Below are 17540 nucleotides of genomic sequence, written 5' to 3'. Positions count from 1 at the left end.
TATTCACTTCATTTTCTTCTATATTTCTATCATACTTTCAAAAAAGCATTCGAACAAAGAAATAGCCTTCACTCGTTTTCTCTCTTTATTTTCACTTGGAATGGGACAGTTTCTATGCATGAACGGATGCTCTCTCCCCCTAAAAAGAAAGGTTCTATATCATTTTTTCAATTTGTATTTATATAAATTCCTCTCCTATAAACCTCTTAATTTTCCTCGTCGCTGCAGACTGGCTTATTTTCAAAAACTCTGCTACTTTATAGCTTGATCCATATGTTTTATACGCTTTAAGGATAATATTCCGTTCTACTTCTTCCAACATTTTATAGAGGCTTTGACCGGACTGTTCAACTGTTGATCCATGCATAGATAATGGTAAGTCTTCAATCGTTACAATGTTATCTGCAGTAATGACAATTCTTTCAATCACATTTTCTATTTCTCTATTATTCCCTTCCCAAGGGTACCCTACAAACATTTGTAAAGTACTAGGTGCCAATTTTACATCACGTCCATACTTCTCATTAAAGTGATGTAAGTAATGATAGACTAAAGGTAAAATATCTTCCGTTCTTTCACGAAGTGGAGGGATATGAATCGGTATTACATTTAAACGATAGTATAAATCTTTTCGGAAAGTACCTTGTTTCACCATTTCAGCCAAATCTCTATTCGTAGCTGCTACAATACGAACATCTACTTTTTTTAGTTCCCTACCTCCTACTGAGCGGAATGTTTTTTCTTGTAATACTTGTAACAGTTTCGCCTGAATTTCAAGTGGCATTTCACCAATCTCGTCTAAGAAAAGAGTTCCTTTATGAGCTAGCTCTAAAATCCCTTTTTTTCCTTCGCGGTTTGCACCTGTAAATGAACCACCTGAATAGCCAAACAGTTCCGATTCGATTAAATTTGTCGGCAATGCCGCACAATTAATTTCATAAAACATTTCATTTTTACGATGACTCACTTCATGCAAATGACGCACTAATCTACTTTTCCCTACACCAGTCTCGCCTAAAATAAGAACCGTACTATCTACCACAGAGACTTTTTTGATTGTTGTAACTATTTTTTGCATAGCTACACTTTTAAAAATAAGCCCCTCATATTCATACGTTTCTCTTAACTCTTTTTTATATGTCTTTAACTGATTATCCATCTCTTCGACCTTTTTTCGTAATTGGTAGAGTTCAGTGAGATCACGAGAATAACTAATTACCCTTCGCAAATTCCCTTGTTCATCAAACACAGGCCTTGTACGAACGTGTAAATACTCTCCTGATTTTGTTGTCTGAACAAGTTCAATTGGCTTTTTCTTCTCAATTACTTCTAATGTTGCAGATGGATAAAAGATCCCTTCTTTTTGTAGTTCTTTTACATGCTTACCTACTAACTCCTCAGCAGATAATTGATAGTGTCTTTCGCATGTACTATTTACACGGACAACAGTTCCTTCCTCATCCGTAACAAAAATCTCATCAAATGCATATTCAAATACATCTTTTAAATCCATAAATGCTCGTTCCTTTTCTGCAACCATTCCAGCCACTCCTCAAATTCAAGTACATTGCTTCACTTTATTATCTCTTACATTTCATTATAAAATGAAACCTGCATTTAAGGGAATTTTCTGTATATTCAACGAAGCAAACTAGAATGGTCACAAATATATTATATCCATTTTGATTTTCCGACATATAAGGCGCTACTATAAAGAACAAACGGTAATCTATGGTCGTTTCCTCTCTTTGTTTTAACTTTGCATGAGGCTGGAAGAGAGTCTGACCGCTTCTATGCATGGACGGATGCTCTCTTCACCTAAAAAAAGAAAGGTTTTATGCCGTTTTTTCAATTTGCATTCTATTATTTACACACGAGCTATATCCGCTTGCTCATAACAAGCTTGCAGGGAATCTTCAATAATTGTAAGCCCCTCTTCTAGCTGCTCATCTGTAATGACAAGTGGCATTAATACACGAACTACATTCCCATACGTTCCAGCAGATAATAAGAGCAATCCACGTTTATTTGCTTCAGCACATAAATTTGCTGTTAATGCTTTATCCGCTTCTTTCGTTGTACGATCTTTAACAAGTTCGAACGCACACATTGCTCCTAAGCCACGCACATCACCAATACAATTATATTTTTTCTTCATTGCTTCAAATCGATCCATCACAACTTTTCCTACATGTACAGCTCGAGCATTTAATTTTTCTTTCTCTATAATATCCAAAACAGCTAATGCCGCAGCGCAGCCTAATGGACTTCCAGCGTATGTTCCACCAAGTTCCCCTGGTGCTGATTCATTCATAACTTCTTTTCGGCCAATAACGCCACTAATCGGTACTCCTGCCCCTAATGATTTTGAAACAGTAATTAAATCTGGAACTACATCATAATGATCAATTGCAAAGTATTTTCCTGTACGGCTAAATCCTGTTTGAATTTCATCAGCTACAAATAAAATACCATGTTCAGAGCAAAGACGACGTACTTCTTGTACAAACTTTTTACTTGGAATGATAAAACCACCTTCACCTTGGACTGGTTCCATCACAACAGCTGCTATACTTTCTGGTGCAACTTCTGATATTAAAAAATTCTTAAATTCTTCAATAATAAAGTTATCGTATTGTTCGTCTGTTAAACCTTCTGGACGACGGTATTCATATGGAAATGGTGCTTTATATACTTCCGGTGCAAATGGACCAAATCCGAATTTATATGGCTTTACTTTACTTGTCATCGTCATTGTCATCAATGTACGACCATGAAACCCTTTTGAAAACGCAATAATGCCAGGTCTTTTCGTATATTTACGAGCAATTTTCACAGCATTTTCAACTGCTTCAGCACCGCTATTTAAAAATAATACTTGTTTTTCAAATTTTCCAGGAGCTAATGCAGCAAGCTTCTCTGCTAATTCAATATATGGCTCATACATCATTACATTAAATCCAGTATGAATATATTGATCTACTTGTTTATGAAGCGCCTCTTTCACAGCAGGGTGACAATGTCCTACGTTAATCGTTCCAATTGCTCCTGCAAAATCGATAAATTGATTTCCATCTACATCTGTTACAAGCGCACCATCGGCTGACTGTACGAATGTTGAAATCCCATTACTCACGCCCCTTGGTACGATATTTTGACGGCGTTCTAATAAAGAAGCTGCCTTTGGTCCTGGAATTTGTTCATTTACTTTAGCGAATTTTGTATTCATCGTTTCTCCCATCCTTTTCTATGCTATGATTTTCTTTTTCTATATTGCAAGATGTATGCCAATTTACAAATGTAGTGTTGTTCTAACATTCCTAGTATTTCGACATAAAAAACAAGTCTATAAAGACTTGTTATGAGTCTCTATAGACTTATTTTATTTATACATTAGACTTCCTTTGTTCCCAAATAAATTCACCAGAGCTAGAAATAAGATCCCCTACAGAATCTAGTACAACATCGGCAAGTGGTGCTAATGTTTGTCGATCCCCCGTCCCAGAAAGAACACCAATTGCATAACAACCGCCACTATTTTTCGCTAAATGTAAATCGGTCGGTGTATCGCCAACTACCGCTACTTCCGATGAATCCAAGCTAAACTTCTCGCAAAATGCTTCTACAATTTGTTTATCTGGTTTTTGTGCCGGAAATGTATCTGCAGTTACAATACAATCAAAGAAAGATTCCAATCGATACTGCTTTAAAAATAATTCTGTCGGTGCAAAATCATCAGCTGTCACCACTCCTAAAATGAAACCTTTATCTTTCAATGTTTGTAAAACCCTTGGTAAATCTGCTGTCATTCTCATATGTGAACGATGTTCGTACATAAGAGTAAATAGTTTTCCACTTATCCAGTGATGCATATCACTCTCTTTAACAGACGGTATATACTTACAACAAATTTTCGCTATATCGAGGCTTGTTCCTGCTGCTAATACACTACTTGGATGAACAAACGCCCCTTTAACACCAATTTCTTCCAAAATAGTTAACTGTAATGATTGAGGTAATTGATGTAGTTCTATAAGTTCAGCTACAAGTTCTTCTGCAACTTTAATCCAAATCGAATGAAAATCCATTAATGTTCCATCTTTATCAAAGAGTATTGCCTTTATCTTCTCCATAACACACCCTACCTTTCTGCCCTTCTCACATTCAGTGTAGCAAGTAAATGTGGATATAAGATGAACGCATTGTAAAAATACATTGAAAATCAAACCAACTCCCAATTTACAAAAGGAATTAATGACACGATTCCATCGACACATTCCTATATATATAAATAAAAAAGGATACCTTTATAAGGTATCCTCTTTATGTTCTGGAACAAATAGTTCAAGACAATGATATATATTTTCAAATTCCATTGGCGCATCTCCGCCATATTCACCATCTAAATTAATCATTAATTTATCCGGCGAATGAACCTTAATACGATTTGCCTGCGTATATAAAACTTTTGGATTATTAATATGCTCACCGCGCTGTGCTTGTGTTGCTGCTTTAATCAAATCAGCAATAGAACCCTTCTTCAGCACTAATAAGTCAAATAAACCATCGTTAATAGATGCATATGGTGCAACCTTTTCAAAACCACCAACTGAGCGGGTATTCGTAATTAAAAACATCGTAATCTCTTCTTGCAATAGCTTTCCATCATACTCGATTTCAACGTATGTTGGATGTAATGACGGTAGCATTTCGATACCTTTTAAATAATAGGCAAGCTGTCCTAGTACTGTTTTCAGCTTACTTGGTACTTCGTATGTTAATTCTGTAATACGTCCGCCGCCAGCAATGTTAATAAAATATGTATCGTTCGCTCTACCAAGGTCTAATGGAACAGTCTTACCTTCACAAATAATATCTGCCGCCTCTTCAATAGAACGCGGTACACCGATTGCACGTGCAAAATCATTTGTCGTCCCAACTGGAATGATTCCGAATTTCGGACGATATTCATTCCCTACTAAACCATTCACCACTTCATTTAACGTCCCGTCACCACCAGCTGCAATGACAACATCAAATTTACGATTTGCCGCTTGCCTCGCTGCCACAGTCGCATCTCCAGGACCCGTTGTCGCATGACAAGATGTTTCATATCCAGCTTGTTCTAATTTTTGTAATACTTCTGGTAAGCTCTTTTTAAATAACTCACGGCCAGAAGTAGGGTTATAAATTATTCTTGCTCGCTTCATCATTCATTAGCACAGGAAATTTCTCATTCACCATTCACAGAAAAAGAATATACCGAATCTTTATTCAGCGTTCCTATGCCTACCTCCTCTCATCTCCATATCCTTCTTTTAGCCCATTTAAAAGGACAAATAAGGACCCAGGTTCATACCGCTTTACATCAGCAAAATATAAAGAACAACCTACTAATGAAAGCTTTGCTTTATTGAACTAAGTAATATATATCATTTCACCATTCATAGTACTTTCTGTTTCTTACATACAAAACAGGGGATAACAATTATCTATTATTTCACGAGATGAAAAAACTCTCTATGTCTAGATTTATCATTATTCCCACCTTTTTGCAACTATCATACCATAGTTGCTATACAAACATTTTCTCACTTTTGTCAGTTAATCAAACGTTTGTTTAAATGATTTCTTAATTTAAACAAACGTTTGATTAACTCAGAAAAAACACCCAAATATGGGTGCTTTCTCTGATTAATCTTTACTATTTGATAACCGCTTAACTTCATAAGTTAGGCTATCCAGTTCCACTTTTCTTTATTATCGCTTGTTGATTTCTTCTAACAAGATTTTATTAACAAGTGGTGGGTTTGCTTGTCCTTTTGTCGCCTTCATAATTTGCCCCACTAAGAAGCCAATTGCACGGTCTTTACCGTTTTTAAAGTCTTCAATAGATTGTTCGTTATTATCAAGAATTTCTGTTACGACCTTACGAAGTGTACCTTCGTCAGAAATTTGAACAAGACCTTTTGCTTTAACGATTTCTTCTGGGTCTCCACCTTTTTCAATTAATTCGTTAAATACTTTTTTCGCAATTTTAGACGAAATTGTACCTTTTTCAATTAATCGAACCATTTTAGATAGACCAGCTGGCGTTAATGCTACGTCTTTTAATTCTTTTTGTTGTTTATTTAAGTATGCAAGTACTTCACCCATTAACCAGTTTGATGTTAATTTCGCGTCTGCACCATCTGCGATTGTTGCTTCAAAGAAATCAGACATCTCTTTTGTTAATGTTAATACGTGTGCATCATAAGCTGGTAAACCAAGTTCTTCAACATAGCGTACTTTACGAGCATCTGGAAGTTCTGGAATAGAAGCGCGAACGCGTTCTTTCCACTCATCATCGATGTAAAGTTCAACTAAGTCTGGCTCTGGGAAGTAACGGTAATCGTCAGATCCTTCTTTTACACGCATTAAGATTGTTTTCTTCGTTGCTTCATCATAACGACGTGTTTCTTGTTGAATGATGCCACCAGATAATAATTCTTTTTCTTGGCGTACTTGTTCATGCTCAAGACCTTTTTGTACATAAGTGAAAGAGTTTAAGTTTTTCAGCTCTGCTTTTGTACCGAACTTCTCTTGTCCTACTGGACGAAGGGAAATGTTCGCATCACAGCGAAGAGACCCCTCTTCCATCTTACAGTCAGATACACCTGTATATTGAATGATAGATTTTAATTTTTCTAAGTATGCATATGCTTCTTCTGGCGTACGCATATCTGGCTCAGATACGATTTCGATTAATGGCATACCTTGACGATTATAATCCACTAATGAACCTTCACTTGTATGCGTTGATTTACCTGCATCTTCTTCTAGGTGAAGACGTGTAATACCGATGCGTTTCTTTTTGCCATCTACTTCAATTTCAATCCAACCATTTTCCCCAATTGGTTTATCATATTGAGAAATTTGGTATGCTTTCGGATTATCTGGATAGAAATAGTTTTTACGATCAAATTTTGTTTCTGTTGCGATTTCACAGTTTAATGCCATTGCAGCTTTCATTGCAAAGTTAACTGCTTCTTTATTTAGAGTTGGAAGCACTCCAGGATATCCCAAGTCAATTACACTTGTTTGTGTATTTGGATCCGCTCCGAATTCTGTTGGACTCGCAGAGAAAATTTTCGAATTCGTTTTTAACTCAACGTGAACCTCTAAACCGATAATTGTTTCTAAATTCATCTATGCTCGCCTCCTACAGACTTGCTTTTTTTGTATGATAATCTGTTGCTTGCTCAAACGCATGTGCAACGCGATAAATTGTTGCTTCATCGAAGTGTTTACCGATAATTTGTAAACCAAGTGGCATGTTGTTCGCACCGAATCCACATGGAACAGAAATCGCCGGAACACCTGCTAAGTTCACTGGAATTGTTAAAATGTCGTTTGCGTACATTGTCATTGGATCATCTACTTTTTCGCCTACTTTGAATGCTGGAGTTGGCGTTGTTGGTCCAATAATAACGTCATAGTTAGCAAATACATTTTCAAAGTCATTTTTAATTAATGTACGTACTTGTTGTGCTTTTTTGTAATATGCATCATAGTAACCAGAGCTAAGCGCAAATGTACCGAGCATGATACGACGTTTCACTTCATCACCGAAGCCTTCGCTACGCGTGTTTTTGTAAAGGTCCATTAAGTTACTCACATTGTCAGAACGCACGCCATAGCGTACGCCATCAAAGCGTGAAAGGTTAGCAGACGCCTCTGAAGAAGAAATTAAGTAATACGTTGCTAAAGCATATTTAGAGTGCGGAAGAGATACTTCTTCCCAAGTTGCCCCCATACCTTCTAATACTTTTAACGCAGCTAGTACTGACTCACGAGCTTCTTCGCCAACACCTTCTCCTAAGTATTCTTTTGGTACAGCGATACGTAAACCTTTTACATCACCTGTTAAACCAGCTAAGTAGTTGCCAACTTCAACATTTGCAGAAGTTGTATCCATGCGGTCAACACCTGAAATCGCTTGTAATAGGTATGCATTGTCTTCTACTGTACGTGTAATTGGTCCGATTTGGTCAAGAGAAGATGCAAATGCAACTAGACCAAAGCGAGATACACGTCCGTAAGTTGGTTTTAAACCAACAACACCGCAATATGCAGCTGGTTGACGGATTGAACCACCCGTATCAGAACCTAAAGAGAATAATACTTCTCCTGCCGCTACTGCCGCTGCAGAACCACCACTAGATCCGCCCGGAACATAATCTAAATTCCATGGGTTTTTCGTAGCATAGAAACCAGAGTTTTCATTTGAAGACCCCATTGCAAACTCGTCCATGTTTAATTTACCGATTGTAATTGTGTCAGCAGCTTTCAGCTTTTGCACAACTGTCGCATCATAAATTGGATCAAAGTTTGCTAACATTTTGCTCGCACAAGTTGTACGAAGGCCGTTTGTTACAATGTTGTCTTTCACACCGATTGGCATACCGAATAGTAAACCGTTATCTTCAGCACCAATTTTTGCATCTAATTCCTTCGCTTTCGCGCGTGCATTTTCTTCATCTAATGTAAGAAAAGCTTTTACGTTATCTTCTACATCCGCAATACGTTTGTATGATTCTTCTACTAAATCCGTAACGGAAATTTCTTTGTTGTTTAACTTCTTATGTAACTCTGATACAGAATGATCAAATAATGACATCGAAATTCCCCTCCTCTATTCTAATACTGCTGGAACACGGATTTGATTATCTTTGTGATCCGGTGCATTTTTTAATACTTCTTCAACTGGTAAACCTTTTTCTGGTACATCTTCACGCATAATATTTTTCATATCTAATACATGAGTTGTTGGTTTAACACCTGTTGTATCTAATTCATTTAACTGCTCTGCAAATGTAACAATTGCATCGAGTTGCTTTTGAAATTTTTCTGCTTCTTGATCTGTAATTGCAAGACGTGCTAAATGCGCTACATGCTTTACATTCTCAACGGAAATTCTTGACACGGCTAGGCCACCTCCATAATATATCGTTCAATCTACAATACTATTGATGATACCAAATTTTCAGTACTTCAAGCAAGTCAACACACGGTACTTACAGCATTTTTACATAAAAAAAGAAAGGCTTCTGCCTTTCCTCTCAATTTATTCTTTATCTAGTGGTTCGTTTTTCGGTAAACGCTCGTTATCTTCTTCATTATCACGAATTGTTTTTTGCAGTACAAAACAGGACATTGTTAAAAATAATGTACCTATTAAATAGTATCCTTTTACGCTAAGTGTTTCATCTAATGTATAAATACCAATTAACATACCAGAAAGCGCACAAACAAATGAAGTCCATGCTAAAAATGTGAACGCTTGGGTATTTCTTCTCCTCATGGTTCTCCCCCTTGTAGCTGTACCTCCATAATAGATAAGTATATTACTATTATGGATTTTTATGTAAAATATATTTATCTACTTATTACTCTATTACATAAATTTTCTAATATAAAATTTGTTTTTTATCTAATCTGAAAAAACAAATCATAATTGTTTGACATTTATTTCAAACATACATACAATAGAAATAAATATTACGAACCTCGAAATATACGGGAGTGGAAATAATTGTTGCAATATGAACATTTTTTAGATTTACTGCTAGATAATGCCAAGAAGCTTTTCTACCCAGAAGAATGGGTGAGCCTTGATTTATCACTTTCTAAAACAGAAGTATTCTGTCTGTTATGGATGGAGCGAAATACAGATATTACAATGACGAAAATCACGGAGCTTCTCGATATTCCAATGAGCACAACGACAGGTGTCGTTAATCGACTTGTGAAAAAAGGATATATTGAGCGCTATCGGAATGAAAATGATCGACGCATTGTACTAATTCGCTTAACAGAAACTGGCGTACAACTCGTTCAAGAAGTAAAACACAATGCGGCTCATTACTTTAACCTTGTGACAGAAGCATTATCAGAAGAAGAAAAAGCATTTTTACTACAAATCTTCCAAAAGATTATGAATCACATCGCTACGCCACAACAAAAGCAAGTCGAAAAGCTTCCTACACCTAAGATGAAGAACATCCCGATTGAATAATGCCCTTTATGGGTTTTTATTCAAACATATATTTCGACACTCGTAATATTCGACAACCGAAGCAAAGGGGATATAAATATGAGAATTATTTTGTATACAGGTAAAGGCGGCGTAGGAAAAACTAGCATTTCAGCAGCAACAGCACTTCAAAGTGCAAAACAAGGATTAAAAACATTAGTAATGAGCACTGATCCAGCTCATAGCTTAGGAGATTCCTTTGGCATAAAATTATCTTCTGAGCCACTAGAAATTCGTGAAAATTTATGGGCACAAGAAATCAATACAATTTATGAAATGGAAAAAGGCTGGGGGAAATTACAAAAGTATATTACATTGCTATTCACATCAAAAGCTGCTGATGATATTACAACAGAGGAATTAACGATGTTTCCTGGCATGGAGGACTTAATTAGTTTACTTCGTGTACTCGATTACTATAAACAGAAAACATATGATGTCATCATTATTGATTGCGCACCAACCGGAGAAACTTTCGCCATGCTAAGCTTTCCTGATATGCTCGGCTGGTGGATGGAAAAACTCTTTCCGATTAAAAGAAAAGTTTTAAAAGTTGTCCGACCTGTTGCACAACCACTTCTAGGAGTCCCACTTCCTACTGATGATATTATGGATGAATTAACAAATACACTTGAACACCTTGGAGAAATGCGGGATATTTTATCTAACCGTGAAGTGACAAGTATTCGCGTTGTTGTAAATCCAGAAAAAATGGTTATTAAAGAAGCGCAGCGTAGCTTCACCTATTTGAATTTATATGATTATAACGTGGATGCGATCATGATTAACCGCGTCATCCCTGATACCGTTACCGACCCCTACTTCCAAGCATGGAAAGACGCGCAGAAAAAATATAAAGCATTAATTCAAGATAGCTTCCAACCACTTCCTATTTATGAAGCTCTAATGTTTGAACAAGAAGTAGTTGGATTACCTATGCTAGAGCGTGTAGGAGCTGCTCTATTCAAAGATGATGTAGAACCAACCGCTGTAAAATTCAACGGGCGTACACAATATGTAAAAAAAGATGGAGATGAATATATTTTTGTTCTCTCTATTCCATTCTCAGATAAAAGTGAACTCTCTTTAAATCAAAAAGGTGATGAACTCATCATTCGCGCCGGCTCTGTCAAACGAAACATTACTTTACCAAAAACATTAACGCACTTATCTGTTCAGGGCGCAAAATTTGAAGGGGATGTGCTAATCATTCGATTTGGAGGCGTTGTTCATGCATGAGGATTTGCTAAGAACAGTCATTCAAACAAAATTAAAGGTTGGGATGTGTATCATCAATGAATTACCTACTCCCTTTAGGCAACAAGCTAAAAAAATGATAAATATTTTACAGGAAGAACTCTCTTCTTGTATGCAAGAAAAAAAACAACCGACAGACAAATCATTAAAGAATATCACAATTGAATAACTATGGTAAAAATATGAAACCCTCTTTTCAACTAATTTCTTTATTGAATCAAATAAAAAAGACCAGGAAAACTCCTGATCTTTTCACTCTACCTAACAAACATTGGATTTATCCCGCTATTTGCGGGCAGTAATACTCCCATCCCAAAATTCAATGAAAGCAAGGAACTTAGTAGCTCATTACAAAACAATTATTTTTAAATTCATGTGAAATTCTCCTTCACATTCTCTCTCTAAAAGGAAAATATCCCTTTCCAGTTGAATAACATTACATGAATACGAAATAAAAACGGAGGACGATCGATTATATGAAAACAGCCCTTTTACTCGTTGATATTCAAAATGATTATTTTCCAAATGGTAAAATGGAACTACGTGGCACCATGGAAGCTAGCGAGTATGCAAGTCAACTACTTCGGCATTTTCGAGAAATGAATCAACCTATTTTTCATATCCAACATGTATCTATTCAAGAAAATGCTACTTTTTTTCTCCCTAACACAGAAGGAGTCCACATTCATGAAAATGTTCGCCCCTTAAAAAATGAAACTGTTATTCTCAAACACTATCCAAACGGTTTTCGGGAAACGGACCTATTAGAGCAATTGCAAAACTTAGAAATTGAACATGTTATTATATGCGGGATGATGACTCATATGTGTATTGATGCTACAGTAAGAGCTGCTTTTGATTTCGGTTTTCGTTGTACTGTTGTGCATGATGCATGCGCAACAAAAGATCTCATCTTTAAAAACGCTACGATTTCTGCTGTTTATATCCATAATACAATTTTGGCAAGTTTAAATGACGTATATGCAGATGTCATGAGTACAGAAGAATTCTTCAGTTTTAGAAACTCCATCTGAAACAAAAATCATGTCTCTCACAGACAGAGACATGATTTTTTATGCTGTTATTTAAAGGTTACCGTAACTTGAAATCTCCCGAACTTGTTTTTACTTTCACCTTATTTTCCCCTGTACCTTTTACTCCAACCAACTGATTCTTTGATTTCTCTTCATATAGCAGACCAGCAACATTTATATCCGCTTTACCTGAACTTCCATCAAACTCAACTCTTAAAGATTCAGGAAATGTATCAAATTGCATCTTAACATCACCGCTTGATGTATTACACTCTACTTCTCCCCGCAAACTACGATCATTATATTCAATATCACCCGATGATGTATTAGCTGCTAATTCTTTAGAATGTAAACCTTCTACTCTAATTTTTCCGCTACGTGTGTTCAATTTTGCTACTTCGATTTCACTTTTATCTGTCTTAATCTTTCCACTAGATGTTTTAGCTGTTAATTTTTCATTTACCTTAGAATGTGATAATGATACATCCCCAGAAGAAGTATTTATCTCCGCTACCTTTGTTTCAATTTCTTTTGCAACAAAATCTCCTGATGATGTGGTTACTTTGACAGTGTCATATATTTTCTTTGGAACTTTAACTTGTAAGTTTACATCTGCGGCAGTTCCAATTCCCCATCCAACATAATTCTGATTTTTACTAAATTCAATATTTAATCTATTGTTTTCTTTTTTTACATCAAATTTATATTCATCTACTAGCTCTTTGCTTATTTCTCCATCCAGTAACACTTCGATATCTTTTGAATCAACTGTAATAATTTCAACATCTGCTGCAGAAGTCTTTATTTCAATTTCATCAATTTTTTCAACAGCCACCGTTTCTTTTTTATGAATTTCAGTTTTATTAAAAGCTACACCGAAAACAGTCATTGCCCCAACACCAATGCCCCCAATAACTAACAACGATAATGCGATAAGAACAATCTTTTTCATAAAATAACACTTCCTTCGTCGTATTTCTTTCTATAAAATCGTTAAAAAATTAAATTCCATACATCCCTGTTCATATAACTTTTATTATCCAGTACTATATATTATATAGTACTGTTCGATAGCTACTTATTTTTCTCCCAATCTTTCATGTTTCATTTTATCATTTACCATAATTTGTTACAATATTTTTTCTGAAAAATACAAAAACACTACTTTCAGTGAGCAAAACCGAAAGTAGTGTCCTCTTGTCTAACCATAGATTTTCTTTCAAATTGTATTATACAGGAAATTCAAAAAATTAATACAGAAAAATATGACGAATGAATCAATTTTTCTGGTGCTTTTGTTTCTTTTCACTCTTTTATATTGTATTTAAGCAAGGTAGCAGTTTTCCAATCAGAATCCTTCTTACATGAAAAAGGCCTTCCCTATTACAGGAAGGCCTTTTCATCTATTTCTTATAAAGTTTCAGAAGTAGTTTTTCCTTGCATGTGAAGTGCGATATAGTCAGGTCCACCAGCTTTAGAGTCTGTACCAGACATGTTAAAACCACCAAATGGTTGGTAACCTACGATTGCACCAGTACATCCACGGTTGAAGTATAAATTACCAACGTGGAAGTCTTCACGTGCTTTTTCGATATGTTCACGGTTATTAGAAACAACAGCTCCTGTTAAACCGTATTCTGTATTATTTGCAATTGCAAGCGCATGATCAAAGTCTTTCGCTTTACAGAATGCTACTACTGGTCCGAAGATTTCTTCTTTCATTAAACGAGCGTCTTCTGCAACGTCAGCAACGATTGTTGGTTGGATGAACCAGCCTTTAGAGTCGTCTCCTTCGCCACCTGCTACTACTTTACCTTCTTCTTTACCAATTGCAACATAGCTCATTACTTTATCAAATGCAGCTTGGTCATTAACTGGTCCCATGTTCATGTCTTTTTCAGCTGGGTTACCTACAGTTAATTCTTTCGTTAATTCAATAGCACGGTTTAATACATGATCGTATACATCTTCATGGATTACTGCACGAGAACAAGCAGAACATTTTTGTCCTGAGAATCCAAATGCAGATGCAACGATAGACTTAGCAGCTAATTCAAGATCTGCTTCTTTATCAACAACGATTGTATCTTTACCGCCCATTTCAGCGATAACACGTTTTAACCAAACTTGGCCTGGATTTACTTTTGCTGCGCGTTCGTAAATACGAATACCTACATCGCGTGATCCAGTGAAGCTAATGAAACGTGTACGAGGGTGGTCTACTAAGTAGTCACCAACTTCAGATCCGCTACCAGGGATGAAGTTTACAACGCCTGCCGGTAAGCCTGCTTCTTCTAATACTTCCATAAATTTCGCTGCCACTACAGGTGTTGTACTAGCTGGTTTTAGTAATACTGTGTTACCAGAAACTACTGCAGCTGTTGTCATACCTGCCATAATTGCGAATGGGAAGTTCCAAGGAGAAATGATAACACCTACTCCTAATGGAATGTAAGAGAAACGATTATATTCAATTGGACGGCTTTCTACTGGAATACCGTCTTTTAATTTTAACATTTGACGACCATAATATTCCATAAAGTCGATTGCTTCTGCTGTATCAGCATCTGCCTCATTCCATGGTTTACCTGCTTCTTTTACAAGAATAGCAGAGAACTCATGCTTTCTACGACGAACAATTGCTGCAGCACGGAATAAAATGTCTGCACGCATTTCTGGTTTTGACTTTCTCCAAGTTTGGAATGTTTCATCCGCCACTTGCATTGCTTTTTCAGCTAATTCACGGCTTGCTTTTGAAACACTGCCCACAACTTCTTCTTTATTTGCAGGGTTTACAGAAACGATTTTCTCGTCTGTAGTGATCTTTTCTCCCCCGATAATTAATGGATAGTCTTGTCCAAGATAAGATTCTACTTTCTTTAAACCTTCTTCAAACGCTAACTTGTTAGCCTCTACTGAAAAATCTGTAAATGGCTCATGCTTGTATGCTACTACCATTCTTTTTAGCCTCCCCTTAGAAAAACGTTTACATTTTACAACATTATTCTACACGATAATTTAGATTTATTCAAATATTCCTAGACTTATATTTTAAAAATTAATTAATTTTTAAAATATAATAAAAAAGAAAAGCTTCATACGTTATGTATGAAGCTAAATAATATGAACATATTCCAAAACATTTTTCCCAATTAATAAAATTGTCACCAATAAAAATAAAGTCCGCACATATCCAACACCTTTTTGTACTGCAAACTTTGATCCTAGATAAGCCCCTAAAATCATTGATAACCCCATAATAATACCGTATTCAAAATGAATGACATCTAAAAATAGAAATGTGATTAAAGATACAATGTTACTAACGAAATTCAAAAGTTTTCCAGATGCAGCAGCTTGAATAAAGTCCAAACCAATTAATAAAAATGCAAAAATTAGAAATGAACCTGTCCCGGGACCAAAAAATCCATCATAAAATCCTAAACTTAAAATAACAAAGAAAAACATTAATGCTTTTCCTTTCGTCATCTTTTTATAAGTGGACGCACTTCCCCAATCTTTTTTTACAATAATATAAATTGCAATAAATACCAACATAATAAGTACAAGTGGCCGTAAAATATCGGGTGGAATAAATTTCACAACTAAAGCTCCAGCTATCGCACCCACAATAGTTAATGGGATTAATTTTCCTACTATACGAAAATTAACCTTTCCTGAACGAATAAAATAAATAGCACTTGTAAAAGTCCCCATCGTTGCAGCCAGCTTATTTGTTGCAATTGCCGATGCAGGCGATAAGCCCACAAACATAAGTGCTGGAAGTGAAATGAGCCCTCCTCCTCCAACAACTGAATCAATAAATGCAGCCAAAAAACCAAAAGCAACGAGTAATACAATAATCTGTAAGCTTAACTCATCCATGTCTTTTCTCCTTACCCCTTTTTGTTCACAACATTAGAAATTATAACAAAATTACAGAAGAAAAAAAGCCGTTCCAGAAAGGAACAGCTTTTTTCTTAATCTAAAATTTTCACAAATGGTTCATCCTGCTTCGCCTCACGAATAATAATCGCTTCTGGTCGTTCAACAGATTTAATTGTCACCTGTACTTTCACATAATTCGGGAAGTATTGCATAACTTGTCCAGCAACAAATTGTGTAAATCCAATCACTTCTGCTTTTCCATTAAACTGAACAGGGATTTCAAGTTTCATTTCTTTTAATTGATCATCTTTATAAAATCCTGTACCAACAATAGCTGTGTAGTCACCTTTGAAAAACTCACTCAGTTTTGCTTTAAAGTTTTCTACAATTGCGTAATCTTCACGCACATCCGTTTTAGCTGATTCAGAAGGGAACAAGTAATATTTTTCATTAATTGCTTTCCAATCTCCTACTTTGTCACTGCCTTTATCTATTTGAGCATAAGATACAAATTTTCCTGGTACAAGTGTCGATTTTGATCCTTGGCGATAAATCGCAAATGTAATGGGAATATTTTTTAATTTTGGATCTTTCTTTTGCAATAATGTTAAAATTTCTTGTGCCATAGACTTACCTTGATCTAACATTTCTTTTTCTGAAATTTCCACCTCACGTGGATACCCATGTTCCTCAGTATAATAATGAACCGAATTCATTGCTAAACCAATAACAACTCCACCAAGTTCAACTTCTTTTTCACCTTTTCGTACATAATAATCGTGCTCTAAAATATTAGAAAGATACATTGGTGTTTTTTTGTTTCGAACCTCTAATGATTCTGAACCTTCTTGTAACGCCGGATTTAATCCAATATTAGGGAATTTCACTGCGTCTTTTTTCAGTTTCTCTTCTAACTCTTTTTGCTCCGCATCTGTACGCTTTCTCTTTACAAGCATTTGAACCGTTTCTTTATCTAAAGAGCTACCACCTTTGAATAGATAATCCTTCGTACTAAACGATTCTTTCGCAATACGCATTAGTCCTGTTTCAAATTCATCTATATCCAGACGGCTATTTAATCCTTGTACAACTAAGCCACGTGCAGAACCTGGATCAAATGGCACCGTTGTTTTGTAATAATCCTCAGAAATAGAATATTTCGGAACAATCGCTTGTTCTTTTGATTTACCCGATTTTTCAACAACTTTTTCTTCTTTTTTTATACCTGTACTACATCCACTTAGAAGTAGACCTAGGCTTAATACCGCTAATGCTATTTTTTTCAT

16 protein-coding genes are annotated in these 17540 nt (G+C 35.8%); 4 read left to right on the top strand and 12 right to left on the bottom strand.

The window, feature by feature from the left end; translation table 11 throughout:
* Positions 1-178 precede the first annotated feature (178 nt).
* From NSQ40_RS01775 to NSQ40_RS01740, 8 genes are all read right to left on the bottom strand, one after another.
* On the bottom strand, positions 179-1540 hold the full coding sequence (locus tag NSQ40_RS01775; protein WP_018782627.1) for a sigma-54 interaction domain-containing protein: 1362 nt from the start codon (positions 1538-1540) through the stop codon (positions 179-181).
* 327 nt (positions 1541-1867) lie between these two features.
* Complete coding sequence (gene gabT / locus NSQ40_RS01770; protein WP_097786958.1) at positions 1868-3229, bottom strand: 4-aminobutyrate--2-oxoglutarate transaminase; 1362 nt, start codon at positions 3227-3229, stop codon at positions 1868-1870.
* Positions 3230-3386: 157 nt separating this feature from the next.
* Positions 3387-4133, bottom strand: coding sequence for an HAD family hydrolase (locus NSQ40_RS01765; RefSeq protein WP_003194654.1), 747 nt, complete (start codon positions 4131-4133; stop codon positions 3387-3389).
* 174 nt (positions 4134-4307) lie between these two features.
* A complete protein-coding gene (locus NSQ40_RS01760) occupies positions 4308-5213 on the bottom strand; it encodes a diacylglycerol kinase (RefSeq protein WP_003194652.1) in 906 nt (301 codons plus the stop codon).
* A gap of 547 nt (positions 5214-5760) precedes the next feature.
* Complete coding sequence (gene gatB, locus NSQ40_RS01755) at positions 5761-7188, bottom strand: Asp-tRNA(Asn)/Glu-tRNA(Gln) amidotransferase subunit GatB (protein ID WP_003194650.1); 1428 nt, start codon at positions 7186-7188, stop codon at positions 5761-5763.
* 13 nt (positions 7189-7201) lie between these two features.
* Positions 7202-8659 (bottom strand): Asp-tRNA(Asn)/Glu-tRNA(Gln) amidotransferase subunit GatA, encoded by a 1458-nt coding sequence (gene gatA, locus NSQ40_RS01750; RefSeq protein WP_003194648.1) that lies wholly within the window; start codon positions 8657-8659, stop codon positions 7202-7204.
* A 15-nt stretch (positions 8660-8674) separates the two neighbouring features.
* Entirely contained in the window at positions 8675-8965 is a 291-nt protein-coding gene (gene gatC / locus NSQ40_RS01745; protein WP_003194647.1) for an Asp-tRNA(Asn)/Glu-tRNA(Gln) amidotransferase subunit GatC, read from the bottom strand.
* Positions 8966-9106: 141 nt separating this feature from the next.
* Positions 9107-9343, bottom strand: coding sequence for a YiaA/YiaB family inner membrane protein (locus NSQ40_RS01740; RefSeq protein WP_003194646.1), 237 nt, complete (start codon positions 9341-9343; stop codon positions 9107-9109).
* Positions 9344-9574: 231 nt separating this feature from the next.
* Between NSQ40_RS01740 and NSQ40_RS01735 the strand changes: the two genes are divergently transcribed.
* From NSQ40_RS01735 to NSQ40_RS01720, 4 genes are all read left to right on the top strand, one after another.
* Positions 9575-10057 carry a MarR family winged helix-turn-helix transcriptional regulator gene (locus tag NSQ40_RS01735; protein ID WP_003194645.1) on the top strand — a complete coding sequence of 161 codons (483 nt, stop codon included), beginning with the start codon at positions 9575-9577 and terminating at the stop codon, positions 10055-10057.
* Positions 10058-10135: 78 nt separating this feature from the next.
* Positions 10136-11314: an ArsA family ATPase gene (locus NSQ40_RS01730; RefSeq protein WP_003194643.1), complete on the top strand. Its 1179-nt coding sequence runs from the start codon at positions 10136-10138 to the stop codon at positions 11312-11314.
* Positions 11307-11501 (top strand): DUF3926 domain-containing protein, encoded by a 195-nt coding sequence (locus NSQ40_RS01725; protein WP_033795839.1) that lies wholly within the window; start codon positions 11307-11309, stop codon positions 11499-11501. Before NSQ40_RS01730 ends, NSQ40_RS01725 begins: the two co-directional genes overlap by 8 nt.
* Positions 11502-11808: 307 nt before the next feature.
* Positions 11809-12366, top strand: coding sequence for a cysteine hydrolase family protein (locus tag NSQ40_RS01720; RefSeq protein WP_341286052.1), 558 nt, complete (start codon positions 11809-11811; stop codon positions 12364-12366).
* A gap of 58 nt (positions 12367-12424) precedes the next feature.
* Here the strand turns inward: NSQ40_RS01720 and NSQ40_RS01715 are convergent, their stop codons facing one another.
* From NSQ40_RS01715 to NSQ40_RS01700, 4 genes are all read right to left on the bottom strand, one after another.
* Complete coding sequence (locus NSQ40_RS01715) at positions 12425-13318, bottom strand: DUF4097 family beta strand repeat-containing protein (RefSeq protein WP_003194638.1); 894 nt, start codon at positions 13316-13318, stop codon at positions 12425-12427.
* Between the two features lie 458 nt (positions 13319-13776).
* Positions 13777-15324: an L-glutamate gamma-semialdehyde dehydrogenase gene (pruA, locus tag NSQ40_RS01710; protein ID WP_003194636.1), complete on the bottom strand. Its 1548-nt coding sequence runs from the start codon at positions 15322-15324 to the stop codon at positions 13777-13779.
* A 156-nt stretch (positions 15325-15480) separates the two neighbouring features.
* A complete protein-coding gene (locus NSQ40_RS01705; protein WP_003194634.1) occupies positions 15481-16251 on the bottom strand; it encodes a TSUP family transporter in 771 nt (256 codons plus the stop codon).
* A gap of 95 nt (positions 16252-16346) precedes the next feature.
* Positions 16347-17540 carry a CamS family sex pheromone protein gene (locus NSQ40_RS01700; RefSeq protein ID WP_003194633.1) on the bottom strand — a complete coding sequence of 398 codons (1194 nt, stop codon included), beginning with the start codon at positions 17538-17540 and terminating at the stop codon, positions 16347-16349.

The sequence above is a fragment of the Bacillus sp. FSL K6-6038 genome, assembly GCF_038050455.1.
Taxonomy (GTDB): Bacteria; Bacillota; Bacilli; order Bacillales; family Bacillaceae_G; genus Bacillus_A; species Bacillus_A pseudomycoides.
This window is presented reverse-complemented; position numbering and strand designations above follow the sequence as displayed.

Bases quoted from the DNA above. Each gene is read 5' to 3' on its own strand.
- NSQ40_RS01775 (WP_018782627.1), bottom strand. From the start codon at position 1,540: ATGGTTGCAGAAAAGGAACGAGCATTTATGGATTTAAAAGATGTATTT.
- gabT (WP_097786958.1), bottom strand. From the start codon at position 3,229: ATGAATACAAAATTCGCTAAAGTAAATGAACAAATTCCAGGACCAAAG.
- NSQ40_RS01765 (WP_003194654.1), bottom strand. From the start codon at position 4,133: ATGGAGAAGATAAAGGCAATACTCTTTGATAAAGATGGAACATTAATG.
- NSQ40_RS01760 (WP_003194652.1), bottom strand. From the start codon at position 5,213: ATGATGAAGCGAGCAAGAATAATTTATAACCCTACTTCTGGCCGTGAG.
- gatB (WP_003194650.1), bottom strand. From the start codon at position 7,188: ATGAATTTAGAAACAATTATCGGTTTAGAGGTTCACGTTGAGTTAAAA.
- gatA (WP_003194648.1), bottom strand. From the start codon at position 8,659: ATGTCATTATTTGATCATTCTGTATCAGAGTTACATAAGAAGTTAAAC.
- NSQ40_RS01740 (WP_003194646.1), bottom strand. From the start codon at position 9,343: ATGAGGAGAAGAAATACCCAAGCGTTCACATTTTTAGCATGGACTTCA.
- NSQ40_RS01730 (WP_003194643.1), top strand. From the start codon at position 10,136: ATGAGAATTATTTTGTATACAGGTAAAGGCGGCGTAGGAAAAACTAGC.
- NSQ40_RS01725 (WP_033795839.1), top strand. From the start codon at position 11,307: ATGCATGAGGATTTGCTAAGAACAGTCATTCAAACAAAATTAAAGGTT.
- NSQ40_RS01720 (WP_341286052.1), top strand. From the start codon at position 11,809: ATGAAAACAGCCCTTTTACTCGTTGATATTCAAAATGATTATTTTCCA.
- NSQ40_RS01715 (WP_003194638.1), bottom strand. From the start codon at position 13,318: ATGAAAAAGATTGTTCTTATCGCATTATCGTTGTTAGTTATTGGGGGC.
- pruA (WP_003194636.1), bottom strand. From the start codon at position 15,324: ATGGTAGTAGCATACAAGCATGAGCCATTTACAGATTTTTCAGTAGAG.
- NSQ40_RS01705 (WP_003194634.1), bottom strand. From the start codon at position 16,251: ATGGATGAGTTAAGCTTACAGATTATTGTATTACTCGTTGCTTTTGGT.
- NSQ40_RS01700 (WP_003194633.1), bottom strand. From the start codon at position 17,540: ATGAAAAAAATAGCATTAGCGGTATTAAGCCTAGGTCTACTTCTAAGT.